Source organism: Maribacter algae (assembly GCF_047345745.1).
Taxonomy (GTDB): Bacteria; Bacteroidota; Bacteroidia; order Flavobacteriales; family Flavobacteriaceae; genus Maribacter.
Genome location: NZ_JBLFES010000004.1, coordinates 219,158 through 244,880 on the forward strand (window position 1 = coordinate 219,158; position 25,723 = coordinate 244,880).

The 25,723-nt window shown below is 37.7% G+C and carries 25 protein-coding genes; 13 read left to right on the plus strand and 12 right to left on the minus strand.

Annotation, left to right across the window (positions count from 1 at the left end):
* Positions 1–53 precede the first annotated feature (53 nt).
* The 3 genes from ACKWBX_RS15570 (at position 54) to dnaN (ending at position 2,546) form a co-directional block, all read left to right on the plus strand.
* Positions 54–884, plus strand: a complete 831-nt coding sequence (locus tag ACKWBX_RS15570) for an SAM hydrolase/SAM-dependent halogenase family protein (protein WP_413969647.1) — start codon at positions 54–56, stop codon at positions 882–884.
* Entirely contained in the window at positions 884–1,180 is a 297-nt protein-coding gene (locus ACKWBX_RS15575) for a putative quinol monooxygenase (protein WP_413969648.1), read from the plus strand. Before ACKWBX_RS15570 ends, ACKWBX_RS15575 begins: the two co-directional genes overlap by 1 nt.
* Positions 1,181–1,427: 247 nt before the next feature.
* Positions 1,428–2,546 carry a DNA polymerase III subunit beta gene (dnaN, locus tag ACKWBX_RS15580; RefSeq protein WP_413969649.1) on the plus strand — a complete coding sequence of 373 codons (1,119 nt, stop codon included), beginning with the start codon at positions 1,428–1,430 and terminating at the stop codon, positions 2,544–2,546.
* 71 nt (positions 2,547–2,617) lie between these two features.
* Here the strand turns inward: dnaN and ACKWBX_RS15585 are convergent, their stop codons facing one another.
* Together ACKWBX_RS15585 and ACKWBX_RS15590 are read right to left on the minus strand one after the other, a co-directional pair.
* Complete coding sequence (locus tag ACKWBX_RS15585) at positions 2,618–2,983, minus strand: DUF4870 domain-containing protein (protein ID WP_413969650.1); 366 nt, start codon at positions 2,981–2,983, stop codon at positions 2,618–2,620.
* Between the two features lie 78 nt (positions 2,984–3,061).
* Positions 3,062–3,466: a hypothetical protein gene (locus ACKWBX_RS15590; RefSeq protein ID WP_413969651.1), complete on the minus strand. Its 405-nt coding sequence runs from the start codon at positions 3,464–3,466 to the stop codon at positions 3,062–3,064.
* Between the two features lie 89 nt (positions 3,467–3,555).
* On the opposite strand from ACKWBX_RS15590, the gene mnmE reads away from it, so the two are divergent.
* Positions 3,556–4,953 carry a tRNA uridine-5-carboxymethylaminomethyl(34) synthesis GTPase MnmE gene (gene mnmE, locus ACKWBX_RS15595; RefSeq protein ID WP_413969652.1) on the plus strand — a complete coding sequence of 466 codons (1,398 nt, stop codon included), beginning with the start codon at positions 3,556–3,558 and terminating at the stop codon, positions 4,951–4,953.
* Positions 4,954–5,145: 192 nt separating this feature from the next.
* The gene (locus ACKWBX_RS15600) at positions 5,146–6,279 is read left to right on the plus strand and encodes a tyrosine-type recombinase/integrase (RefSeq protein ID WP_413969653.1); all 1,134 of its coding nucleotides are present in this window, start codon (positions 5,146–5,148) and stop codon (positions 6,277–6,279) included.
* A gap of 881 nt (positions 6,280–7,160) precedes the next feature.
* Here the strand turns inward: ACKWBX_RS15600 and ACKWBX_RS15605 are convergent.
* The 9 genes from ACKWBX_RS15605 to ACKWBX_RS15645 form a co-directional block, all read right to left on the minus strand.
* Positions 7,161–7,673 (minus strand): hypothetical protein, encoded by a 513-nt coding sequence (locus tag ACKWBX_RS15605; protein ID WP_413969654.1) that lies wholly within the window; start codon positions 7,671–7,673, stop codon positions 7,161–7,163.
* 364 nt (positions 7,674–8,037) lie between these two features.
* Positions 8,038–9,393, minus strand: coding sequence for a Kelch repeat-containing protein (locus ACKWBX_RS15610; protein ID WP_413969655.1), 1,356 nt, complete (start codon positions 9,391–9,393; stop codon positions 8,038–8,040).
* A gap of 9 nt (positions 9,394–9,402) precedes the next feature.
* Positions 9,403–10,656: a Kelch repeat-containing protein gene (locus ACKWBX_RS15615; protein ID WP_413969656.1), complete on the minus strand. Its 1,254-nt coding sequence runs from the start codon at positions 10,654–10,656 to the stop codon at positions 9,403–9,405.
* Between the two features lie 23 nt (positions 10,657–10,679).
* The gene (locus ACKWBX_RS15620; RefSeq protein WP_413969657.1) at positions 10,680–11,999 is read right to left on the minus strand and encodes a Kelch repeat-containing protein; all 1,320 of its coding nucleotides are present in this window, start codon (positions 11,997–11,999) and stop codon (positions 10,680–10,682) included.
* Between the two features lie 109 nt (positions 12,000–12,108).
* Positions 12,109–13,422, minus strand: a complete 1,314-nt coding sequence (locus tag ACKWBX_RS15625) for a hypothetical protein (protein ID WP_413969658.1) — start codon at positions 13,420–13,422, stop codon at positions 12,109–12,111.
* Positions 13,423–13,432: 10 nt separating this feature from the next.
* On the minus strand, positions 13,433–14,737 hold the full coding sequence (locus ACKWBX_RS15630) for a Kelch repeat-containing protein (RefSeq protein ID WP_413969659.1): 1,305 nt from the start codon (positions 14,735–14,737) through the stop codon (positions 13,433–13,435).
* A 227-nt stretch (positions 14,738–14,964) separates the two neighbouring features.
* Positions 14,965–15,477 (minus strand): hypothetical protein, encoded by a 513-nt coding sequence (locus ACKWBX_RS15635; protein ID WP_413969660.1) that lies wholly within the window; start codon positions 15,475–15,477, stop codon positions 14,965–14,967.
* Between the two features lie 144 nt (positions 15,478–15,621).
* Positions 15,622–16,014, minus strand: a complete 393-nt coding sequence (locus ACKWBX_RS15640; protein WP_413969661.1) for a DUF4242 domain-containing protein — start codon at positions 16,012–16,014, stop codon at positions 15,622–15,624.
* A gap of 328 nt (positions 16,015–16,342) precedes the next feature.
* Positions 16,343–17,437: a nickel-binding protein gene (locus ACKWBX_RS15645; protein ID WP_413969662.1), complete on the minus strand. Its 1,095-nt coding sequence runs from the start codon at positions 17,435–17,437 to the stop codon at positions 16,343–16,345.
* 480 nt (positions 17,438–17,917) lie between these two features.
* Here ACKWBX_RS15645 and ACKWBX_RS15650 point away from each other — a divergent pair, with 480 nt between their 5' ends.
* From ACKWBX_RS15650 to ACKWBX_RS15675, 6 genes are all read left to right on the plus strand, one after another.
* A complete protein-coding gene (locus ACKWBX_RS15650) occupies positions 17,918–18,214 on the plus strand; it encodes a hypothetical protein (protein ID WP_413969663.1) in 297 nt (98 codons plus the stop codon).
* Between the two features lie 93 nt (positions 18,215–18,307).
* Positions 18,308–19,021, plus strand: a complete 714-nt coding sequence (locus ACKWBX_RS15655; protein ID WP_413969664.1) for a hypothetical protein — start codon at positions 18,308–18,310, stop codon at positions 19,019–19,021.
* Positions 19,022–19,168: 147 nt separating this feature from the next.
* Positions 19,169–19,456 (plus strand): helix-turn-helix domain-containing protein, encoded by a 288-nt coding sequence (locus ACKWBX_RS15660; RefSeq protein ID WP_413969665.1) that lies wholly within the window; start codon positions 19,169–19,171, stop codon positions 19,454–19,456.
* 275 nt (positions 19,457–19,731) lie between these two features.
* Entirely contained in the window at positions 19,732–20,028 is a 297-nt protein-coding gene (gene mbpA / locus ACKWBX_RS15665; protein ID WP_411030397.1) for a mobilization protein MbpA, read from the plus strand.
* 5 nt (positions 20,029–20,033) lie between these two features.
* A complete protein-coding gene (locus ACKWBX_RS15670) occupies positions 20,034–20,894 on the plus strand; it encodes a relaxase/mobilization nuclease domain-containing protein (RefSeq protein ID WP_413969666.1) in 861 nt (286 codons plus the stop codon).
* Positions 20,895–20,898: 4 nt separating this feature from the next.
* Positions 20,899–21,354 (plus strand): DUF6730 family protein, encoded by a 456-nt coding sequence (locus ACKWBX_RS15675; protein WP_413969667.1) that lies wholly within the window; start codon positions 20,899–20,901, stop codon positions 21,352–21,354.
* Between the two features lie 110 nt (positions 21,355–21,464).
* Here ACKWBX_RS15675 and ACKWBX_RS15680 read toward each other — a convergent pair whose 3' ends face one another.
* Entirely contained in the window at positions 21,465–24,767 is a 3,303-nt protein-coding gene (locus tag ACKWBX_RS15680; RefSeq protein ID WP_413969668.1) for a hypothetical protein, read from the minus strand.
* Between the two features lie 176 nt (positions 24,768–24,943).
* Between ACKWBX_RS15680 and ACKWBX_RS15685 the strand changes: the two genes are divergently transcribed.
* Positions 24,944–25,240 carry a type II toxin-antitoxin system HigB family toxin gene (locus ACKWBX_RS15685; protein WP_413969669.1) on the plus strand — a complete coding sequence of 99 codons (297 nt, stop codon included), beginning with the start codon at positions 24,944–24,946 and terminating at the stop codon, positions 25,238–25,240.
* Between the two features lie 4 nt (positions 25,241–25,244).
* Positions 25,245–25,607 carry a helix-turn-helix domain-containing protein gene (locus tag ACKWBX_RS15690; protein WP_413969670.1) on the plus strand — a complete coding sequence of 121 codons (363 nt, stop codon included), beginning with the start codon at positions 25,245–25,247 and terminating at the stop codon, positions 25,605–25,607.
* Positions 25,608–25,723 lie beyond the last annotated feature (116 nt).

Below are 25,723 nucleotides of genomic sequence, written 5' to 3' on the forward strand. Positions count from 1 at the left end.
AAATTTAAGTAAAAATTAAGTTTAGCTAATCAAAAACATATCAACATTGCTGCATGGCAATCATCACATTAACTACTGATTTTGGACTTAAAGACCATTTTACCGCCGTCTTAAAAGGTTCTATTTACAGTGAACTCCCAGATGCAAAAATTGTTGATATTTCCCATAACATAACTCCGTTCAACATTCAGGAATGTGCCTATATTTTGCAGAATTCCTATCATAATTTTCCTAAAGGCACCATTCATATTGTTGGTGTAGATTCAGAGAAAACTCCTGAAAACGAGCATATTGCCGTACTTATCAATGGCCATTATTTTATCAGTGCCAACACAGGTGTCATTGGTTTGATAACTTCCGAAATGAAGCCGGACAAGGTGGTGGAAATTAAAATCCCCAACCCTATACATGGCTCCTTTCCAGTAATGAGCGTTTTTATCCAAGTAGCTTGTCATATTGCGCGTGGCGGAACTTTAGAAGTGGTGGGCAAATCTTTTGACAATTTAAAAAGTCTTCGTGAATTCTCTCCCAGAATTGTTGAAAACGGCAAAAAAATAATAGGTAGTGTCATTTATATTGACAATTATGGTAACGTAGTGACCAATATTCAAAAGCACTTATTCGATGCATATAGGAATGGTAGAAATTTTAAACTTTTGGTCCGTAACCATAAAATAAACGAGATTTTTAATGCCTATAGTGATATATTGGATTTTAATTTAGAAAAAGACAAACGAAAGAGTGACGGTGACCTTTTGGCCCTTTTTAATTCTTCCGACTATATTGAACTGGCCATCTACCGTAGCAATCTCACAACCGTTGGAGGGGCCTCTACCCTATTGGGATTGGACTATAGAGATACCGTAATCATAGATTTTGAATAATGTTCGTTCGGATTGTTAAAATGACCTTTAAAAAAGAAAAAGTAACTCAGTTCGAGCAACTTTTTAATGAAAATAAGCATAAAATAAGAGGTTTTGAAGGCTGTACTTTTTTAGAACTTTATCAAGATAAAAAAGATACCCGTATTTTCTTCACCTACAGTTATTGGGAAAATGAGTCCTCTTTAGAAGAATATAGACATTCCCAATTATTCAAAGGTGTTTGGAGTCAGACAAAAGTGCTATTTGATGAAAAGCCAGAGGCATGGAGTGTTGATAAAGTAGTTTCTTTGGATTAGACCTATTTGTGGAAGCAGTACATATCTTCCATTTTAAAAATAAAATCATAGGAAACATTGGCTTTTTAGAAGAATATGTATCTCAAATCTATTTCAATTACATGATTTTGTAGAGCATAACAGGTGTTGATAAGTTTGTTTTAGATAAAAGAGCAATTAAAATATCTTTGTTTTATTGCAGTTTTTAAATCAATTGCAATAATTTTCAACTTTCACAAAAGGTAAAGAACAAGTCAAACAGCATTATATGAAATTTATAGTATCCAGCACCTATCTTTTAAAACAACTTCAAATTCTGGGCGGGGTTATCAATAATAGCAATACGTTACCCATTTTAGATAATTTTCTTTTTGATTTAAATAAGGACAAGTTAACCGTTTCCGCTTCAGATCTGGAAACTACCATGAGTTCCGTATTGAATGTAGATTCTGATGCAGAAGGCACGATTGCCGTTCCGGCAAGGCTACTTTTAGATACTTTAAAAACGTTTCCCGAACAGCCCTTGACCTTTGTGGTGGAAGACAACAATACCGTAGAAATTAGCTCCAATCACGGTAAATATGCATTGGCCTATGCCGATGGTGCAGAATTCCCAAAAGCGGTCGAGTTATCCGACCCCAGTGCTACAACGATTCTTGGAGATATACTGGCGACTGCCATAAACAAAACAATTTTTGCTTCTGGAAATGACGATTTAAGACCCGTCATGAGCGGCGTGTTCTTCCAATTTTCAACCGAAAATTTAACGTTTGTCGCAACAGATGCCCATAAGTTGGTAAAATACCAACGTGCCGATGTAAGTGCTTCCCAAGTAGCAGAATTTATTATGCCGAAAAAACCATTGACTTTGTTGAAAGGAATTTTGGCAGGAAGTGAATCGGATGTTTTGATCGAATATAATGATAGCAATGCCAAATTTACTTTTGATGACACGGAATTGATCTGTAGACTTATTGATGGGAAATATCCAAATTATGAAGCGGTAATCCCAAAGGAAAATCCAAATAAATTGACCATCAACAGAAATCAATTCTTAAGTTCCGTTCGCAGGGTATCTATCTTTTCCAATAAAACCACGCACCAAATTAGATTGAAAATTGCTGGTGCCGAGTTAAATATTTCAGCCGAGGATATTGATTACTCCAACAAGGCCGAGGAACGTTTAACGTGTTCCTATAATGGGGACGATATGCAAATTGGGTTCAATTCTAGGTTTCTGACCGAAATGCTGAACAATCTGAATTCGGATGAAGTTTCCTTGGAAATGAGTTTACCTAACCGAGCTGGAATCTTAACTCCAATTGATGGATTGGACGAAGGCGAAAACGTGACAATGCTCGTAATGCCGGTGATGCTCAACAATTAATCTTGGTCAAGTAAAATTTTAAAGCAAAAATCCCGAACATTATGTTCGGGATTTTTTATACTCATTTCTTGTTAAGAAATAAACTTTATCGTCCCGAAATAGCTAGGACTTTCTCCATTACTGGCCCTCACCGCATTTATAGCTGGCATGACCAAGGAAAGAATTCCCGCAAAAATCAAAAGTAAAATTCCGAGGCCAAATAATAATATTCCAGGAATTCCGATAATGATATATAGAATGAGGGTCAATTGAAAATTAATGACCGATTTACCATGCTCGTCCATTCCTATAACTGAATCTTTGGAGGTCAACCAAAGTACCAACGGTACAATAAGTCCACCAAATCCCGTAATAAAATCCAAATATTGCGAAAGATGTGTGATGACCAATAATTGTCGGTCTTCTCGTAATGCGATTTGCTGATTTATAATTTCCATTTTTTGATTGATTTAATGATGAATACTACCTATTAGTAGTCAAAACATCCATTTTGTTACAAATCAATCCAAAACAGCTTATAACTTCTTTTTCTTTTTTAATAGCTTCTCTTTTTCTTTGACCGTCTTCGCTTTTAACTTTTCTATTTTACCTTCTATTTTTTTAATATCCGTAGGTGCCAATTTGCCCTTCAGTTTTCCCTTCTCTAATTTTGAATTCAACTTTTCAATTTGTTTTTCATATTTTCTAATTGTCTTTTGCCTTGAGGCAATGTCTTTCTTTAATTTCTGAATTCGCTCTTTTTCCTTTTCTTGTTTTGCCGCCTCTTGAGCTTCTTTTTCTGCTTTCTTAACTTTTTTTACAACTGCTTTTTTTTCCTTGGCTTCCATTTTGGCATCTTCAATAGTTGGGGATGCAGAAGACTCCTGTCCCTTTAGGATAGCTGTAAAAAGGAACGTTAAAACTATTATTAAATTTCTCATTTTTTAATTCTAGGATTTCTTTGGAAATATAAGAAATTATATAACTCGTCTGAATTACAAAAGCGCTTTCGTTTGACTATTTTTGCAGTATGATTTATACAGATACCATTATAGCCTTGGCCACACCATCCGGTGCTGGAGCCATTGCCGTGATACGTATTTCAGGTAAGAATGCAATTTCTATTGTTTCCTCTTTTTTCAAGTCCATTCATAACAAGGATTTAAATATACAAAAAACACATACCATCTTATTGGGCCATATCATTGAGAATGATGCTATTCTTGATGAAGTTTTAGTTTCCGTCTTCAAAGGTCCCAATTCTTACACTGGTGAAAATGTTGTTGAAATTTCGTGCCACGGATCACCATTTATTCAACAACAAATTATTCAACTCTTCTTAAGAAACGGATGCCGAACAGCCGAAGCTGGAGAATTTACCTTAAGAGCTTTCTTGAACGGAAAAATGGATCTGAGTCAGGCCGAGGCCGTTGCTAATTTAATAGCTTCAGATAATGAAGCTAGTCATCAAGTTGCCATTCGGCAGATGCGAGGTGGATTCAGTAATGAAATTCAAAAACTTAGGGAGGAACTGTTGAATTTTGCCTCATTGATAGAATTAGAACTCGATTTTTCGGAAGAAGATGTGGAATTTGCGGACAGAACACAATTTGTAGAGCTGCTCAATCGAATACAGAACGTCTTAAAACACTTAATTGATTCTTTTGCCATCGGCAATGTCATAAAAAACGGAATTCCCGTCGCCATTGTGGGAGAGCCAAACGTTGGAAAATCTACACTGTTGAACGCACTATTAAATGAAGAACGCGCCATAGTCTCTGAAATTGCCGGAACTACTAGAGATGCGATAGAAGACGAAATTACCATAAAAGGATTTGGATTCCGTTTTATAGATACGGCGGGTATTAGGGAAACCAAAGATGTAGTAGAAGGGATTGGAATTCAAAAAACCTTTGAAAAGATTGAAAAAGCTCAAGTAGTGCTTTATTTGGTTGATGGCCAATCTTTATTCGTTGCGGGGAAAACTTTAGAAAAACTCAAAGTTGAAATAGAAAAGGTAAAAAATCAGTATCCCCAAAAGCAGTTAATAGTTATCATAAATAAGAAGGATAGATTATCCGCAGAACACTTATCCCTTATCGACCAACAGTTATCAAATGTTCTACTTCTTTCGGCTAAAACCGGTCAAGGTATTGAAACATTAAAAAATCAACTACTGGATTTAATAAATACAGGGGCTTTACGGAACAATGAAACCATTGTCACAAATACCCGCCATTACAATGCCCTTTTAAAAGCGTTGGAAGCCATAGAAAAGGTTCAGTCCGGTAATACAGAGGGGATTTCGAGTGATTTAATGGCAATAGATATTCGTGAAGCTTTAAATCATCTAGGTGAAATTACTGGGGAAGTCACTAATGATGAACTGCTTGGGAACATATTTTCCAATTTTTGCATCGGGAAATAAATAAGTATTTCATTTGGTCTCATATGATTCTATTTGGTTTTATTTAACTGTAAATCAATACGTTGTTAAAAAGTATTTTTATTTTCTCTTTCTCTTAATCTCCTATTTTCATAAATTTATTACACCATTTTTACACCTCATTTAATTTTTTAACTAAAAAGGTGTAAAAATTACACCTCAAAATCCTTTGTTATGAAAATCAATCTAAAGCAGAAAAAGTTAAAAAACGGAAAATCTAGTTTGTTTCTTGAATTCTATAATGGTTATCGGATAGATAATAATGGGGTTAAAAAGCATCTACGAAAATTCGAATACCTAAAACAGTATGTTTTTGATAATCCTGCAAATGCAGAGGAAAAAAGAAAAAATAAAGAAACCCTTCAATTGGCCGAAAACATATTGGCGATAAGAAAGGCTGAATACATTCAAGGGAAATACAAAATCAAGAATGATAAGAAGGGAGAATTAACTTTTTTAGAGTACTATGAGCAGCTTAAAGAAGACCGCTTTGAAACCAAAGCGAATTATGGCAATTGGGATGCAGCTCTAAAACATATCCAAAAATATTGTCCTGCCCATAAACAGCTAAAGGATATTGATACCGATTTTGTCAAAGGGTTTAAGCGATATCTAAACACTAAAGCCAAAACCAAGAGTGGTTCTCCCCTATCCCAAAATTCTAAATACACCTACTTCAACAAATTTAAAGCAGCTTTGCGAGAAGCCTATACCGAAAACTATTTGGAAGAAAATGTATTGCGGTCAGTTAAAGGTTTTGAGCAAGGTGAGTCTACAAGGGAATACCTTACCTATTCAGAATTACAGGCAATGTCACAAGCCGAATGTAAGTATCCTGTACTAAAGAATGCTTTTATTTTTAGTTGTCTTACTGGTTTACGATGGAGCGATATTGATAAATTAAGATGGTCGGAGGTTAGAGATGAAGATACAGGCTCTAGAATTATATTCAGACAAAAGAAAACAGAAGGACTAGAATACCTTTACGTTTCGGAGCAATCAAGAAACCTTTTGGGCAAAAGAGCCAATGAGAGTGACCGCGTTTTTAGAGGTCTTAAATATGGTGCCGTTTACAACACCGAGATTCTAAGATGGTGTATGAAGGCTGGAATTACAAAGCACATAACTTTTCATAGCGCAAGACATACCAATGCGGTACTCTTGTTAGAGAACGGTGCAGATATTTATACTGTATCGAAACGTTTGGGACACAAAGAAATTCGAACAACAGAAATCTACACCAAAATTATAGATGAAAAAATGAAAGAGGCTGCGAATTTGATTCCGGAATTGGAATTGAAAATTTAGTAAAAGTGTTTAGGTTTTCATAAACCATAAAGCGCCTCAAAAAAGGTTAAAAAAAAACTACTAAAAGTGATCACGAATGGGACACCCTAGAAAATAATCGAAGTTTCATAAAACAGTCCCATAGAAAGGTCGATTTTGGGGACTGACTTTTATCCCCAAAGATATGATCTAAATGCCCCTTAAGATATTTTTTTTGCAATCGGTATCTAATGTGGTTTAATGGAATTCCTATTCTACACGTTTATAAGCATATCCGGATAAATTAATGGATTTTTAAAATGTCCGCTCTGATAATAAAACCAAATCAATTTTAAAGACACTATTAAATTTAGCACTCTACAATCTTTATGGCAATTAATCTTGCATGTTTTGTTTAGTAAAGTTGAAGGTCTTCGCGCCGCATATATTTTTACTTTCGTTACGTCCCATACGCCTAATACTTGATAAAGAAAATCCAATTATTTTTTACAAAATAATCCTTATTTATTAGATAAGGGGTTTCGCAATCTAAATATGCTACAAACGCTCCCAAAAATAATAGTTACACCGATATACCAGGAGGTGCATAAAGTCCTGGTACCACAATTACCATTCTACTACCGATATAGACTATTTTATCTGCAATCGACAATACCAGAGGGTTCCTTTTAATCATTTTAACATCTGATAATTTAAAATAGTGTCCTCGAATCTTAATTCTAGTTGAATCGACTATTTCAAATTTCCCTACCCTTCTCACATCTTTGGAAGATTTCAGCTTGATTCTCGAGAATTGCTTTGCCCTTACCATTATAACTTTTCCGAATATGTTATAATTAAGGCTCTTTCTTGTGAAAAAGACATATTCATTATAACTAAGCAAAGAAGTATAAGCGCTGATTTCATCTTATTTTATTTTTATCAGTCGAAAACTCTTGTTCCACAGAAGGAGAAATAGCAATTTCAAAACGCCACTTTCTATTGATGTTATAGCCTTTGTTTAGATTTGGAGATTTTATAGCGCCATAAATACCCGCTGCTAATACAGCTGCCCCACCCACTAATATGCCACCTTCACCACTAAGACCCGTACCTAAAATTCCAAAAAACATACCTAGAGAACCTATATGAATCAGATTTGATTTAATAAAAATGGTGTTGAAAAGAGGGTGACGTCTTATTTTTATAATTTCAGACAAATTTATTTCAACTCCATCGAGCACTATGGTATTTTCATCAATTATCCAAAAACGCCCTTGAAATTTTTCGCCTGTACTTTTGGTTATCCTTATTCGCTTACGCTCTTCAATCAGTTTTTGCTTTTGGGTTTCAGTATTGGTAATCAAGAGCGTAGCTTTTTGAGCAAATGACTGGTTTGCCGTAAGTAGGAAAAGTAGTATCAGTAGCTGTTTCATTTTATAGATTTTTTAGAGGTCAGCAGATAAATACATCTGTTTTGAACCACATAATATATTGAAAATCAATATATTAAATTTCGCTGTCAGTTCGAATCTGGCCGACAGGCAAGGGCAGTCGAGAACTCTTGATTGGCAAAATCAGACTTCGACTGCGCTCAGCCTGACATTTTTGCTATAAATTCAACTTAGAATAGGTAAAACTATCACCATCGAAATCGATGGCCTGCCCTCGAGTAAGAGGGGGTGTACGAATTACAATTGTATTATCAATTTCCGGCGTCAATAGTAAAAAACTATTGGGCGCTTGGGATTCGGGATTCGGGATTCGGTTCGGAATCGGGATTATCGATTACGTTTGGTGCTAGTCAAATACCCATACACCATTCTGGGTGATACCACTCTCCTCACCGCCGATGACCCAGATTTTCTCTCTAAAAACGGTTGCACTATGGTTGGCCAATTGACCAAGTTCATTGTTTTCCGATAACAATTTCCAATCTGTGCCATCTTTGCTATACCATATTCCTGCATAGGTATCATCAAATTGTGGAAGGCCCTCTATGACCCAAATCACGTCATCGAATACTACGGAAGTATGATTAAACCTTTCGGGCAAACTTGCTCCGCCAGTGGGCTTTATCCAATTTTGACCATCTTCGGTATACCAGATTTCATCTGAATATTGATTGTTGCTATCAAGTCCTAAAATGACCCATAACTTATCATCGAAAATCACCGATGTGTGATCTGTTCTTCCGAAAACCGCTTTATTATCTGCAACTCGTTCCCAATTTTTTCCGTCCTCACTGACCCACGCATCCTTCAAGTATATAAGTCCATCGGTTCCTTCAGCTGTGCCAACACCGCCTATAACCCATAATTTGTCATTGAAGACCATTGTTGTATGACCAAACCGCTGCTGACCATAGAATGCCTCGTTCTCATTGTCTATTGATTCGTCGATCCAGTTTACACCGTCGTCAGTTGACCAAACAGGATTGCTTGAAGCACTACCACTAACCTGACCTCCTATGACCCATAGCCTCTTTCTAAAAACTACCGAAGTGATCAATTTGGCGGTCGAGAAACCATTTCTATCATCGAATTCTATTTTCTGCCATGTTACCCCATCTGTGCTCCTGACAAAAGAATCATCGGCGTTACCAACCCCACCTATAGCCCATAGCTCATCATTAAACACTACTGTTGAATGTTCTTTTCTACCAATCCACTTTTCATTAATGGTAGAAGGTTCGGAAGGAATACGTAAATCTCTCGTTGTGAACGAAAAAATATTACTCTCTACAGAACCGTTTTTGTCATCTTTTGCCAATATCTTCCAATAGTATGTGGTATTAACCTTTAAGCGTCGATCTAGTGCCACCGAGGTAGTGGTCAAATTTTCCAACCAAATTATGGTTGAATCCTCTTCAACACCCATTAACAAATCATAAGTGACCTGATCACCATCGGGATCAGTGGCCTGCTCCCAACTTAAAGTGGGGAGTATATTAACATTCTCGGCGCCGTCTGTAACAGTCATTAGACCAAATGACCCGGGAGGCCGGTTTTGGGGATCCGGTTCGAGATTAGGTTTGTCAATGACCTCGGACTTTGGTGGTACGGGGTCGTCGTTTTTATTGCAACCTAAAGCCACTAAGAGTATCAGTACCAAGAATAGTACCCAACTAAAAATTCGTTTTTCTTCTTTTTCCATGATTTCGTTTTATTCAAGCACCCAAACATCATTTTTTAAGCTACCCCCGTCGCCGCCGACAATCCAAAGCTTTTTATTGAACAAGGTCGTGGAGTGTAAATTGCGAAAAGGGTAGTTGGCGGAATCGGTATTTCGCAACCACTCAATACCATTACTGCTATACCAAATGTAATTTTCGTTCGTGCCTGTAGCCCCTCCTATGAGCCACATTTTATTTGCATATGTGGTCACCGTATGTTGTTGCCGCGCTCTAAAGGCACCTTCTTCTGTTGCCAAGGCCCAAGTTTCACCATCGGTACTATACCAAGCATCATTTTTATTGATGCCATCGTTGCCGCCGATCACCCACATTTTATCATCAAAAACTGTCATGGCATGTTCCTCTCTCGCTGTAAAATTGGCGTTCGCGGTGGCCATTTCCCAATCAACGCCATTTGAGCTTGACCACGCATCATTTCTTCGAGTGCCATCGTACCCACCAATGACCCATAATTTCTTATTAAAGACTACTGTTGAATGCAGGTTCCTGCCCGAAAAATCAGCCTCTTCCGTTGCCAAAACCCAATCCATACCGTTGTTCGAATACCAGACTTCATTGCCATACTCGTTATCGGTATTTCTACCCCCGATTACCCACAACCTATCGTCAAAAACTGCTGTCGAAAAACCGTTTATTCTACCAAATTCAGCCGTATCGGTCATCAATTCCCAACTATTGCCATCGAGACTACTCCATACCTCGCTTATGAATCCGCCTAAGGTAGTGGTGCCTCCAATAAGCCATAAACGTTGCTTGTACGCCAGAACCCTGTGTCCTCTACGTCCCGCGAATTCAGCGTTCTCAATAACTAAACGGCCGTTTGAAATGGTTCTAGTGGTAAAGCTATTAACAGCACTCGAATTGGTCGCCCCAAGGTCATCTTTGGCAACTACCTGCCAGTAATATTCAGTGAGTATTGTCAAAGAATCGGATAGTGTAAAATTGGTCTCGGTCAGATTGGTCGCCACTTGAGTGGTCGATTCCGCCGTGGCCCCCAGATACACGTCATAGGTGACACCATTACCTTCTGGATCTTCGGAAGCCTGCCAGCTGAGCGTGGGTTGTAGCTCTGTTGCCTCAATATTCTCCAAAGGGATAAGTTCAAAAGCCGTGGGAGGCTCATTTTCCGGATTATCCGGTGGGTTGCCGACAAAATCATCCGGGGAACAACCAAAAGATAGCATCAAAATTGCTGCGCTTACGGTGAATCTTATATTTTTCATATCTCTTATTTTAGAATTCTTATTTATTCAAATACCCAAACATCATCTCTAATTTCGTTCCCATTTTCGCCTGCGATAATCCAGATTTTCCCTTCAAAATAAACTGAACTGAAATTTTGTCGGAAAGGGTAAGATTCAGCAGGAGTAACATCTTCCCACGATGCCCCATCTTGGCTTGTCCAAATATCGTTTTGACCTGCGCCTACGCCACCAATCAGCCAAAGTCTATCATCAAATGCCAGTACACGATGGCCGGACCGCTCCGAAAAACCCCCATCAGTAGTTACTTCTGTCCAGGTTTTTCCATCCACACTATTCCAAACGTCTTTTTCTGCGCTACCCGGGTCGTTACTCAGGCCTCCAATGAGCCAAAGATTATCCTTGAAACTGACCACCTGATGAAAACTACGTGGGCCGAATTCCGGATTGGACGTTTCCTCCACCCAATTACTTCCGTCTTCGCTGCTCCAGACATCCATCAAACGAACAGCCCCAGTAGTTACTCCTCCAATTATGTACATTTTGCCATTGTGAACGGTTACCGTATGCTCACCACGAACTGGGAATTCGCTAATTTGTGTGATTTCTTGCCATTGATTACCATCTTCACTTGACCATACCTCATTCGAAAAACCATCTGCATTGCCGATTACCCACATTTTATCCTTAAAAACCAAAGCTTCATGAAAAAAACACTCCGTAAATTTTTCACCTGGAGTTTTTATGAAGCTCATCCAAATCTTTCCGTCGGATGAATGCCATACTTCGTTTGAGGCCGCGGGTCCTGCCATAGAATTTACAAGACCGCCCAACATCCATATTTTGTCTTCGAACACCACCGATTCGTGTTTAGAAACATGTGTAAAATCGCCACTTTCCGTAATGGCGACCACGCGCTCGAAACCTTCGGTCGTAAATTGAAAGGTTTCACTGGCCGTTTCGGCGCCTTTGCCATCTTTGGCTACCACGCGCCAATAGTAGGTACGGATTATATCAAGTTCGCCCTCAATATCATAAGTAGTAGTTGTAAGATCAGTCGCTACCATCACCGATGGTTCTGAAACCACATCAACATAGACATCATAGGTCACTACATCTCCATCTGGATCAGTGGCCTGTTCCCAACTCAGGGTCGGGAGTCGGCTTACATCGGTATCCATATCAGGAATTTGCAATAGCCCAAAAGCACCAGGTGCTTGGTTTTGAGGTGTCGGATCTGGATCAGGGTCTGGATCGGGTTGCCCAATTGGATCCGGATTTACAATTTTGGGTGCGTCGTCTTTGTTACAGGCACCGCTACCCATTACTAACATAATCACAAGAACTAATTTTATTTTTTTCATGACTTCACTTTTTTGGCTAAATATTCTGAGTTCTTTTTTTTACCCAATCGCACATCGCCCTTGGCTAATTGCAAAGGATTTTAGCAAGATGGCCGGTATCTATTTATAGCTAATCATCTTCATAACTGTACGTTACGAGGCCCGTAATGTTACCCTGAGAATCTTGTAATGTGGACGATATGGGGTAACCGCTTTCATTGTATTCATGCTGAAAGCGCAGCGTGTTAATAGATATGCCAGTACTGGACCTGACGACCATGGTCCTTTGGGTGAGATTGTTCTTAAGTGGCCTGATAAGCTCGCCGCTAAAACTAGGGAATACCAAGCCTAAATAAACAGGCCCGTAAATACCTCCATAAAACCCGTTAAACACAAACTTCTCATCTACGATACGAGACCAAGGGTTTTTCATGGCGTCATAGGCAAATGTTATCTCCTCCTTAAGTTTAAAACCCTCCCCATCGCTCCTATTGATTTCATACGTGTCTTTAACGAGATTGTCATTTTCGTCCCACACTAGTGTTTTTCTGTGCAGAACGTCCTTAACCTCTGTATTTTCTTGGCTATCTACTACGGTGTATGACGAAGGCAAATCGGCGTCACCAGTGTACGAATATGTTGTTTTCCTATACGTATATCCGCGGCTTTCCAGCTCAGTAGTAAATACCCGATTTTTAGTGTCATAAAATATGGTCGTCGTTATGTCATTATAATCCTCATTCTTTCTCCTTAGCTGTATCATTTTACCGGCACTATCATATGATAACTCTCTTGTCTCTTTTGCATCTCCGCTTCCTATATTAAAAGATATTAGCCTTCCGTCACCATCGTATTCCATACTCTCCCAACTCCCTTCATTGCCAACCAAACCATTAAAGGTTATCTGCATATTGTTCATAATGTTTAAAGAGTCAAAGGTGAATTGATATTCTTCCTTAATTGTTTCTTCTTGATTTGATAATTCAACGGAATACTTGCTTAAGTAAGGGAGGGGAGCTACAGTAAAGTTTCGAACTTCTGTAAGGGTGGTCGCGCCATTGTTATCTTTGGCAAGTACTTTCCAAAAATATTCTGTGTTTCTCAAGAGCATATCATCTAGTTTAAACGATGTAGTACCTAAATTCATGGCGATAGGAGACAAGGTGCTTTTTTCGGCACCTAAATAAATATCGTAGGTAACCGGATCACCATCGGGATCAGTAGCGGCCTCCCAACTTAACTCTGGTAGTACATCTACATCGGTCGCATTGTTATGAACTGTTAAAAGAGAGAAACTCCCCGGTGGCCTATTTTCTGGCTTTGGATTTGGATCTGGATTACCTATTGGTTCAGGATTCTGTGTTTTGGGTGCGTCGTCTTTGCTGCAACCCAGCACGAAAAGCGCTAAACCCGTTGTGACTAAAATTCGCTTTATTTTTTTCATAGTATATCTTTTAATCAAAGACCCAGATATCGTTGTAGTACTTTTCTGGGTTATCCCAATCCCAGCCACCAATCAATAACAGCTGGTCGTTTAAGGCATTTAAGGTTGGTCTTACCCTTCTTTCATAATTTCCCTCAAGTGCAAAGCGAGTCCAGTCTTGTCCGTTTTCCGAATACCAGATATCGCCAAATACTCTCGAAGGGTCATCGCCCCCGTAAAGCCAAATCTTATTGTCGTGCACGACTGCGGCATGAGATACCCTCGGTAAAAAAGGGGCATTAGGCGTAGCCTCTGTCCATGTGGCACCATCGGCAGTGTACCATACATCGTTCAGATAATCGGTGCCATCAAAGCCGCCAATGACCCAAAGTTTGTTATCGAATACGACCGAAGCATGACCAAATCTGCCAGATGGGAGTGCTGATTCTTCATTCCAATCGGTCATATTTTCCGATGTCCATACCTCATCCAAATATTCGTTATTTGGCCCTACCCCACCAAGAATCCAGACTTTATCTTGAAAGACTGCTGCCGTATGCAATTCCCTTGCCGACCATTCGGCGGGAAATTTCGAACCATTCTCATCAATACCAATCGTAGGTATTATTTGATTCGTACGGGAGTCGATGCTCGATGTGGTTCTACCACCAAGAAACCATAACGTTTCTTGAAAAGAAACGGCTGCATGCCCCCTTAACGGACCAAAACCAGGATCTGCGCGATTTGTCCAATTGATACCATCATCAGAAGACCAGACGTCTACCAAGATTCCGTCTTTGTTCTGACCCCCATAGAGCCACAGCTTACCATTGAAAAAAGTGACCGTATGTAGCATTCTTGGGGCGAAGTCGGCCATTGGAATGGTGGCCGACGAAGGTTTGTTCAATCTACGCGTAACAAACGACAGGGTATCGGTAACTGTTTCTAAACCTGCACTGTCTTTTGCTTTTACTTGCCAGAAGTATTCAGTAAATAAAGAGAGACGGTCATTAATGGTATGGGTAGCCGTATTCAAATCGGTTATTATACTATCAAGTGCGTTTTCTTCTTTGCCCAAGAAAAGATCATAGCGCACCATATCCCCATCGGGATCTGTCGCCGTATTCCACCTAAAAGTAGGGGTCAAGGTTACTGCTGTATCCTTATCTTTAACTTCCAATAAAGAAAATGCACCCGGAGCTCTATTTTCTGGCTCAGGTTCGGGTTCAGGTTTGTCTACCGTTTCAGGTTTTGGTGTGGGTGGTGCATCATCTTTATTGCATCCCCACGCAAATGCTATTAAAGCTATTACTATTAAGGTTCTTGCCTTTTTCATGTTCGAAATTTGTAAATGGTTTTATTTATAGCACTAAAATCGATTGGGGAAGAACTATGCTTTTAGTGGGTGTTGGGTTTCAATAGGGTAAAAGTATTTTATACGATGTATAGGGGTTGTGAGAGGAGTTCCAAAATTGAAACGATCGTTGAAAAAGAATACTTTGGACATACCAAACCATCTCTTTTACTTCGGTTTTCAAAGGCTAATGAGCAACAAAACCCCGACTACGGCAACATCGGATTTCTAGGTGTAAAAATCCCCTCCGGATTTTCCATGGGCACCCAAACGTGTAAAGTCCAAAGGCTAAATTCGGCATCTATTTTCCAAACGTCCTCACTACCCGAATATCCTTCGGGCGGGGGTGGTGGGTTATCTAAATCCTTAATGGGAACACCATATTCTACCGCCACCAATTCCATACCACCCGATGCAGTTTCGATAAAGATCAAAACCTCAGGGTTCTCCACATCAAAAGTTTCATCCAACAAGTCGGCATTCAAATAATGAAAGCCCATTTGAGTACGATATTCCGTAGCTTTAATATCATAACCCTTGCTTTTTGCAGTATCAAAATCTTTCAATGGGGCAACGGCCAGTTTCAGTTGTTCCACTTCATTTTCCCAAGCTTCTATATTCTCCTTGTCGCAGGCATTGAGGATAAAAACGGCAAAGAGCAGCAGTATAAACCAGAAAAATGATTCAAAACCGGTATTTTCTCTACTTTCTAAATCTTTCATGATGTTATCATTTAAAGGTTAATGGTTCAAAACAAAATTTTGGGGAATCTTCTTCTTTGAATGGAAGTAGTTTGGGAAACCACCCGTCATTCGCTTTTGAAGAGTCCTGATGGGTAGATTTCCGCCTAACACTAACTCAAACACTCAATTTTTAGCTGTAGCAGGATTGATTATGGTTGCCAATTCGGTAATGCTATTTGCAGGAAAACCGCCTTTTTCGGCGTGTTGTTTAAGGGCTTCTTCATTTTCAGCCTTGTAAACACAGTACACTTTGTTTTCGGTCACATAACTATGGACCCATTCTAAGCCGTTGCCCATTTCTGCAATAACGGCATTCGATTTTTGTGCGATGCCCGCTAATTGCTCCTGAGAAAGTTGCCCGGCATTGGGTATATCGCGTTCTATGAGGTAGGTTTTTAAGGCTGTCGATTCCATATTTTTTGTTATTGGGTTCTTATCAGTTTTTTGGGCATGCGACCCTATGGTCGTCAATACTATTGAAATGATAAGCACTTTGAATAATCCTTTGGTTTTCATGTTGTCCTTGTTTAGAATTTATACTCCAAAAGTAGCGGAGCATTTTCCCAAGAACGCCTACATTTCGTTCAAAAAATGAAACAAATAATGCACAATGAGCTACCTCGATTCAGGAATACGGAATATCCCCCGAAATGTCGGGTTCAATAAAAACAAAGTCCAAAATCAAACAGAAAAAATACGTGCTTCTCGAAATTAAACCCTAAGAGATTAAAGTGTAGACACACCTCTTTCAGTTGACAATATCATATTGACCAACAAACAGCTATACTAACTTTTAAAAGTATAACGCGGTTTAAGAATTATGTAAAAGGATATTGGTTTTGCACTACATTTTAAGGTATTGTAGTGGTGCTAATCCGAAACGTTTTTGAAAACACTTCGTGAAATAGGAGGGACTGCTAAATCCGGTTTCGAAGGTCGTTTCCGAAACATTGCAACGAGCATCTAGCATATGCAGGGATTTGACCAAACGGTATTCCCTGATTAAATTATTAGGCGACATCTTAAAAAGTGCAACACATTTTCGATACAGCTGCGATTTGCTTAGGCCAAGTTTATGACAACAATCTTCTACGGTAAGTTCGGCATCTTGCCAGTTCTTTTCCAAAACTTGCATCATCAGTTCCAAGAATTTTTCTTCCCCGATGGTCATACTTTTTACGCGTTCTAATCGCTGGTCATTTTGACGATCCGACTTATTCAACTCATCAACTATTGAGGCCAGCACGATTTGGTTGCTATCGGCTATAGTGCAGAGGTGGCGCGCAAACTTAATAGTGGTGCCGAACAGTCTATCGCTCTTATCAACCGGTAAGCCGGCATTGAGGCTCATGCCCAAACCTATTTCCTCAGAAAGACCAGCCACCTCATTTTGAATACCTAATGCACAATTTATTCCTTGTGAGGCAGAAATGAACGAGACTACGAATCCCTCACCCTCCATTTCAACGAGACGCCCCTCATGTTTTGCAATCTGCTGCTTGACATTCTTTGTAAACTCGTATAAAACTTCCCTTGCCTTGGCAGTTCCTAAATCGTGTTCAAGCAGTTTTGCTTTAATTGTGGTAATAACCAATATGATTCGAAAGGCAGGGTCGTTAAAAATCTTCAGACCGGTATCAACGGAAACACTGTGGTTTTCGGGGTATTTTATTCTTCCTAAAAAAGCTTGTACAATACCGCTATTCACTTCTATGATTTCGTGGGGTATGAGTCCGTGGGCATCATTATGCATCTCGATAACCGATTCTTTGTCCGGCGCTTCAAGCAAACAAAAGGCGCTGCCATGGGCCTCATCGACCCAATATGTCATTACCCTGCAGCCATAATTCCCCTGTATCTTAAGGTCTTCCTGATGCGCTTGAGCAACATGTTCGGCGATTACTCCGGGAACAATATGTAAATCCATATAAATTGGCATAGTGGGCTTATTATGTTATGACTCAAGATACTCAAATGTATCGAAGATTCATTTTCTGTGGCAAAGAAACGAAGTCTAGACATCTAAAAATGACAGATTTAGTTCAAATACTTGTAGAAATAAGTCAATCTCTATTCATGCTAGCTTGAAATTAAGCATATAGAAGTATGATAATTTGACTTTTAACAAAAAATACAATTTTTTGCACCCAGATACGAATAGACAAGTTGACTCACACTTATACTTCAATCAGGCAAAATTTGGAGTATTATCACACTATAGCTATTTTCCATTTGTCCGTCGAAATGTCACAAAAATGCAAAGAATATTGTAGGGTAAGTATTGTATGTTATGGGTTAATGTTTTGCTCTAGCGATATTGTTTTCCTAGGTAAACTAAGAACTGAAAACAGATTTTCTTGAATACTTTTATGAAGCCTAATTAATGGTAGAATTCGATAAGTTATTACAAGATTAAGTAATGCCGTACGAAGAACTTTTTATAGGACTTTCTATTCCTCATCAATTCAAAATCAATTATACTAGAATCTCAATTTTTGAATTCAGAAATATTATATTTGAAATGTGTTCAACTATAAACTCCAAAGCCCCAACGGAAATCGCACAACCCTACCACTCCAATCCCTCCCATGCGGACATGCTTCGCCAGTCCGTATCGGTAGTCTTTCCGCTCTCGGCTTTCCCTACACCCTCGGAACCGCACGAAAGAACAAGCGGCAAGAGGCCGCTTGACCATTCTTCTCCCTACCCACAATAATAAGCAGCCCTAGCCTATGTGCCCATAACCCAAAAATCGCTCCATACATCTACAATACGTGCCTTTGCCCCTGTAAAGTAGTAACTTAGGAACATGGATATCCTTATCAAATATCTCTTATTGGCATGTTTCGCCTATGTCTATGTACGGTTATTGATTCCCTATATTGGATTCTTTACCCGATTTATGTTCAACGAAAGAGTTGGGTGGGACAAGTACATAGAGAAACCTCGACTGGTATTTTATGGTCTAGGGTTAGCTCTGATGCACGGTAGTTATTCGACATTTTTTGAGCGAATTGAAATCTTGCCCCAACTTTTCTATACACTCAATTGGTTCGTTTTTATTTGTGGCATTGCACTTACACTATTAACCTGGACTAAAAAATTCAAAAATGTTTTTATTCCTAAGATTAAGGAAAAATTAAAAAGCAGAAGGAATTTCAACATTTCGATTACCGAAGACCAATTAAAGAATATCTACAACAGTCTTGTCCGTTATGATATGATTATCTGCGAGCGAACGGAAATTGATGATTTCATGAAGGTCTTCAAGGAAGATTGGAATGCCCATGATTCCAAAATATATTTCAAATTGGATGCACCGAGTTGCAGGGAGTTCTTTGAATTATTTAAGGTCAACTTCCCTAAAAATTCATTAACCGTAATCGACTTCTTCAAAAGATCTGATACCATCCGAAGGGAAGATGGCAACCCCTACACCTACTCTACCGTCAAGGATGCCAAATCAAGAACTCCGATTTCCAAAAAGAGCAACGAGTTACAATCTATCTTTTATAACCTATAGTAGTCGTTTGTTTGCTTTTGCCCTTAATATGCCTGCATTGCCTTAAATGCTGACATTTCCTTTCCATTCCCTTATTAGTTTAGCGCTAGAATTCTGCTAAAAAGAACAAAAGTTTTTGTGCATTGTTTAATCCAAAATTAGAAATAAATGGACTATCTGGAATTAGAAGAACGGCTCGACCGTATAGAACGCTTATTGGTGGCGAATAAAGAAGTACTCACGTTTGAGGAAGCCTGTGAATACACCGGTATATCACGTAGCTACCTATACAAGTTAACCGCAGCAAGGGAAATCCCCCACTCTAAACCCAACGGCAAAATGCTGTTTTTTGAGAAGACAAAACTTAACATTTGGTTACTACAAAATCGTCGAAAATCAAAAGCGGAAATTGAGAAAGAAGCTTTGGAATTCACCTTTAAAAATAGACAGGTTTAGATTAGTAAATGACTTTTAAAGTCATCGTTAAATACTCTTTCTCTCCTAAATATTTAGATGATAATACATGATTAAACTTTTATGGATAGGGAGAAGGAAGAAAAATGAAAACAGTAATAATAATTACATCTGAGTGAGAATTCAAGATGTGTCATTGTAATGACAAATCTTGCTTTTGCTCCCGAAGGTCGCAAAAGAATAGGAACTGGTAATCGAGTTTTCGATGTATGATTGAGCATAAAGTATTTTGATGAATAAAGATTTTAAAACCTAAAATGAAAAGAGAGTTTGTACAATTTCGATGTTCTATTTATGAAAAGAAGCTCTTAAAAATAAAGGCAAAAAAGAGTGGGCTTTCCATAAGTGAATATTGTCGTCGTGCCGCTTTTGACCATAGGATTATTGAACGGTTTTCCGATGAACAAATCAATGTATACAAATTACTGGTTCAGTATCAGGTCAATTTTAAACGTATTGGAAATATGTACAAAAAACGGAATCCAAAATTATCAGAAGAGGTTGTGCAATTAGCGAATGAAATACGGAAACATCTTTACAATTTTAAGAAATGATAGGCATGGGGAAATCCATATCGCACACGGGTGCTTCTATAGGCTATGGATGGAATGAGGAGAAAGAGGCCAAAGTTATCTATCGAGGTCATTTGGCTGGCGACAACCCCAAAGAAATTACCCAAGAGTTTAAAATCATACAATCCCAAAACCAGCGATGCAAAAAGAACACCATGAGTTTTGTGCTGAGTCCCACCATAAAAGACGGACAAGAATTGAAGGACAAACAACTTACAGAAATCACACAACGGTTCATAAAAGAAATGAAATTACAAGAACGACAGGCAATTGCATTTGTGCATCGGGATAAAAGTCATTTGCACATCCATTTATATGTGAACCGTATTGGTTTTGATGGCAAGGCTTACAAAGACAACTTTATAGGAAAAAGAAGCCAGCAGGCTGCAGAAAAAGTGGCGCAGCAAATGGGATTGACCACAGTTCGGGAGGTACAACAAGAAAGACTAAATGAAATTCAAAGCATACGACAAGAAATAAGGCAAGTTCACGAAAAGGTTCTAACCGAATTGAAACCCAACGATTTTGACCAGTATATCAAATACATGAAACAAAGAAATGTAGAAGTTATTCCAAGTATCAACAAATCAAATCAGTTGCAGGGCTTTCGCTTTGAATACAACGGGCAAAACTTAAAGGGAAGTGAAGTACACCGTTCTATGTCAATGGCAAGAATCGCAGAGCGAATTGGTTTTGGCAAAACCGCTTCCCAAAAGATAGTGAAGGACAATACGCTAGAACTATTGGGCAAGACGGTTGGAATATCGCCCAACATCGCAGCCACAATTACTAAAAAGGTTATCAAAATGGCTGTCAAGAAAACAATTGGTTTAGGAATGGAAATATAAGATTATGGCAAAATTAGATGAAATAGCAGAGTTGCTAACGGAAGAAATCAAAGGCTTCGAGAATTCGGTCAACCGAATGGAAGAATTGAAAGCCTTTTTGATGACCTATAAAGTACAAGCCGATACCTCAGATATCGACTTTATTCTAAAGGAATATAACGGCTATCAAAGGAAATCCGTTGAAGACCAACATAAGCTGATGGCCAATGTGGTCTACTACATTAAAAAGTCCATCACATTTCCAAAATGGGCGATAAGGTTGTTCTGGGGTCTTTTGGTCTGCATCATTTTGGTTTTAGGATTTTCCGTTTATAAAGTATCTCAAATTTCTGAAATAAAGCATGAAGCATTCGAGCAAGGAGAAGAAAAAGCGGTGGCGCACTTTAGAGCTTTTTTCGAGTCCATCCCAGAGGCAGGCGAACTCTATCAAGAATGGCGTGAACCCAAAAGCAAAAAGTAAGATGCGCCCTATCCGGTTTTTGCTTCACGTTTATCTGCCGGAACACTACAAAAACCGGACAGGATCCACGCGCAAAGTTTTTGGGTAAGATTTGGGGGGGATTCTATCAATTAAGAATTAAACTTTTCATATAAATCCCTCAAAAAATATTGTCCGTTTTTGGCAAACTCATTACAAATCCTGTTAGAATAGTTTGTTAGTTTTTCATTTTCAAGGAGATACATGGATTCAGTAAATTCGATAATCTCTTTCTGCATTATTGAGGCATAATAGAAATCCTTAAATACTGATTCCATGAAAATATCACAGGCATAAATGCTGCTTTCTATAACATCACCTTGCAATTTTAATCTATTTAAATTTTTAATTAGTTCATCGAAATCCCTACCATGCCTTGCGAAATTTGAAGTTTGTATTATGAGCTCATAGTTTTCCTCATTAAGTTCTTCGATATATTTGATAAGATAAAATAAGGTAGGCATGTCCTTAGATTCGACATCGGCACTATCTTCTAGAATTTCAAGGGTAAGGTTCCAAATTTTAAAAATCTTTCTCTTGAATAGGCTTTTACCATTGGCATCCTGATTTTCCAAATATTGGTCATATTTAAATGACAAGGAGTGAATAATACTTCTTATTTTCTGAATATTCTTTTGATTCAAAATATAAGTTAGAATTTCTCCTTCTCTTAAATCTTCATAATCAAAGATGTAAAAAATGGTTGCATGAACCTCCAAAGGGTCAGTACGCATTGTTGAATCCTCGACTTTCCAATCTTCTTTTATCGCCTTTATATAAACATCCTTAAATGTCTCATACTCAAATTTTGAATTTGGATATTCAATCAAATGACCGCCAAAGTAGGACTTGATGGTCTGATTATTTTTTGATGGTATAGACTGTAATTGATTACTTGTCCAAGTATAATCTAAAAAATAAAATCGATTTCTGTGCCAGCCTAAATACATATAGAACTCCTGGATATTTTTTTCGATTAATTTCTCGTAGGCTTCTTTTTCTTTATCTGACCACCTTGGGCTTTTATCTTCCAAACTTTTACCTTGTAACCGTGCTTTTCTTAAAGACAAGTCGAATAATGTGCCTATTATAACTCCCGATGTTGAGTTAATGGCATGCATGGCGGACCCCAATTTTCCTTTTGCTTTGTCCTCTAATTCGTCACTTAAATATTTATCCAAAAAAACAAATACAATTTTCTCAGCTATCGGCAATAATTTAGCATTAAAGGCTTGTTCATCTCTTCGCATCCCAGCACTTAGTAGTCTACAAAAACTCTTAACTACATCTAAGTGATCATGTTTATATGATGCGTTTTTTAATTGTAGATGATTTGTAGCAAATTCAGTCTGTTTAATATACTTAAAAATAAAATTTAGAACATTTTTCCAATTGATTTCCCTGTCATTCTTCCAACTCTCAGTAAGTGCGGAACAAATCTCTGAAATGTGTCTATAAGGCGTTTGCAAAAACAAATCACAATCATCATAAAATTTTTCAGGTGATTCTTTAATAAAAGTATTTAGGTTACTTGCCAAACCTTCAACGCAGGGCTCTCGAGAACTCCTTTCAGGGTCAAATGTTTTTAAAATCCCGACTAAATTTCTTACTGAAATGGTTTTTAGTTCTTTCTTACTAATTGGAGAGGTACTTCCAAAGGTGATATTACCCTGTTCTCTTGGCCTAATTTGCTTTTTTTCCTTATTTAATTTCTTGGAAAACAATTCATATTTTTTCTCAAATAATAAATTGGTGCTTAGTGCTGAATACCACAGAAGCTTATAATCATCTAGGTATTTACTCTTATCGTAATAGTCTTTATCCTGAGAACCATTCTCAATTATTTTTTCAATAACTGAAGCCTCCCTGAGGTCTAAGGAATCAGCAATTTCTTCTAATAAAAAATAAAGATCATGTGCCCAAAAATTATTAGAAAATAGCATTTTCTCATCATTATTCTTTATCAAATCAAAGAAGATTTGTTTTGAATATTTCCATGTTTTAGCAAATAGAAACAAAGAAAGTTTAATAAAGTGTTTATGATTATATGTATCACTTAAAAAGGCAGATATAATTTCCCTTATTCGCGTTTTAGATTGCTTAGATATTTCTACGCATGTAGTTTTTAAGAAGATTGAATAAATTGTTTCAATGGAGTATGATTGTTTGTCAACTTCATCGATGTGAAATATGCTCTTAATCCAGAACTCACTTATATATTCGGCCTTCAAATAAATTAGTAGATTATGGGCAATAAAAAAAATAATCTTATTAGAGCAATATTTTGAAACACCTGAATAAAAAACTGGATTCTCACAAGCTTGTTTTAATCTATACGCCCTAATAATAGGGGAATACTTACCAGTTTCATAGCTTGACCGATCTCTAAATATTTGCTGGTCCGATATTTCAAAAACTAATTTGACTAATTTTTCAATTTTCAGCTTGTCTTTATTAGTTATTTCCTCTTTATCGAAAAAAGAATATATGAGCTTAAAAATTGATTCGCTTTGAAGGTTGTTCTCATATTTTGTATTAAAAAAACTAGGTATGTAATCAACTATTCTATCCGGTACGTAATCTTTGGGTAAATTTGTTAGTATATCTAGAAGAAAGTACCAAATTCTGTAATTTTCAAGTATTTTTATGTTCTTGGAGTAGCTGCATATCTCAAGTATAATTTTTATTAAAACTTCAGAGTTTTTGTCATCTACATTACCCTTTTTAATCTCGAGGGATATAAATTCTAAGTATTCAGCTTGGTTCCATAAGGCCTCATCCAATATATATTCAGGAGAAAAAAAGCCATTGTTATGTAAAGGTTTTAGCCAACTTACATTTTTAAGGCTAATATAAAAATGTCTCTCCTTCTGTTTGTCTTTAAAGATGTTGCTTAATGCTGCAAGGATTTGTTTTGTAGGCTTCTCAAACTTGACAATTCGTTCAATTTGCTTTAATTGGTTAATAAAGCTCCCCAGTAGCTTCAAAAGAATTAATTCATAATCAAACCATAACTGTATAACTTCTTTTGGATCTCTAGGTGATTTTGTTGCGCCTCTCCGATGCGCATACTTTACAAATTTTGTGGCAACTTCGATATACTGTTTGGCAAAACTATCATCGATAGGCAAATCTAGAGCCACTAATATTGATACTACATTCCCTCGGTCTTTAAGTGAAGGTTCTTTGAGCATTTTCTCCTTTGCACCTATTGGCGCAAGAATATCCCTCAAGCCACCATCTATTTCCCGTGCAACATGTGCTAAGAGATAAGATTTTGATTTCAGGTTTTCAGTATGAAGAATATCCAATGCATCCATGTAAAAAGATGATATCTCTTCTCCTATACTTTTTAAACCGTTATATATATTTTGTTGTGCTTCGTTCATTGCCATGAATGTAATTTATAGTAATTAGACAGATTTAAGAAGTATCCCGAAAAATAGATTTTAAATATCCCTATGAATTTGCTTAACAACTAAATTTAAAAAATATTTCACTAATTGTAATTAAATTACCATATATGTAATTTTAATTATATCTTTGCGTTCTAATTAATACCATTGATCAAGTGCACGTCATTTCATTTAAAAAGCTGAGGGAGTATTTTTTCAAAGAAACCAATGCTAAAGTGGCCTTACAGGATTGGTATAAAAAAGCAAATAAAGCCGAATGGGATAGTTTTGCCGATTTAAAGAACACCTTCAATTCTGCTGATAGCGTTGGAAATGGCAGGTTCGTTTTTAACATAAAGGGAAATCATTACCGAGTTGTTGCCATAGTACGATTTAAGTTTAAGAAAGTATTGATTCGATGGGTCGGTAATCATCGGGATTACGACAAAATAAAGAATATAGATAAGTTATAAGATTATGGGAAAATTAATAACACATGCAGCATATGTAAAAGCGAATCTTCGCTTAGAAGAGTTGATAGATGTTGTGGATGATAATACCCTAACTGATGACCCGTTAGCAAAAGAGTTTCTAGAGATTACCGATATTATTGAACAATATGAAGAAATACATTTCCCCATCGGTTTACCGACCTTACAGGAAATGATTGAGTTACGAATGTTCGAGATGGGTCTGAAACGAAAAGATTTAGCTGCGCTATTAGATACAAGTGCTTCAAGAATCAGCGATTATTTAAACGGTAAAAGGGAAATCACATTGAATGTTGCCAAAGCCTTACATCAAAAATTGAATATCGATAGTGATATTATTCTTCAATAAAAACAGCATGGAAAGCATTATCCTATCAAAAGAAAACAAAAGTGTTCACCTATTTTCCACCTCGAACGCCCCTACCCCAATGTTTACGGGAGAAAGAAGATACTGCATCGGGAAGT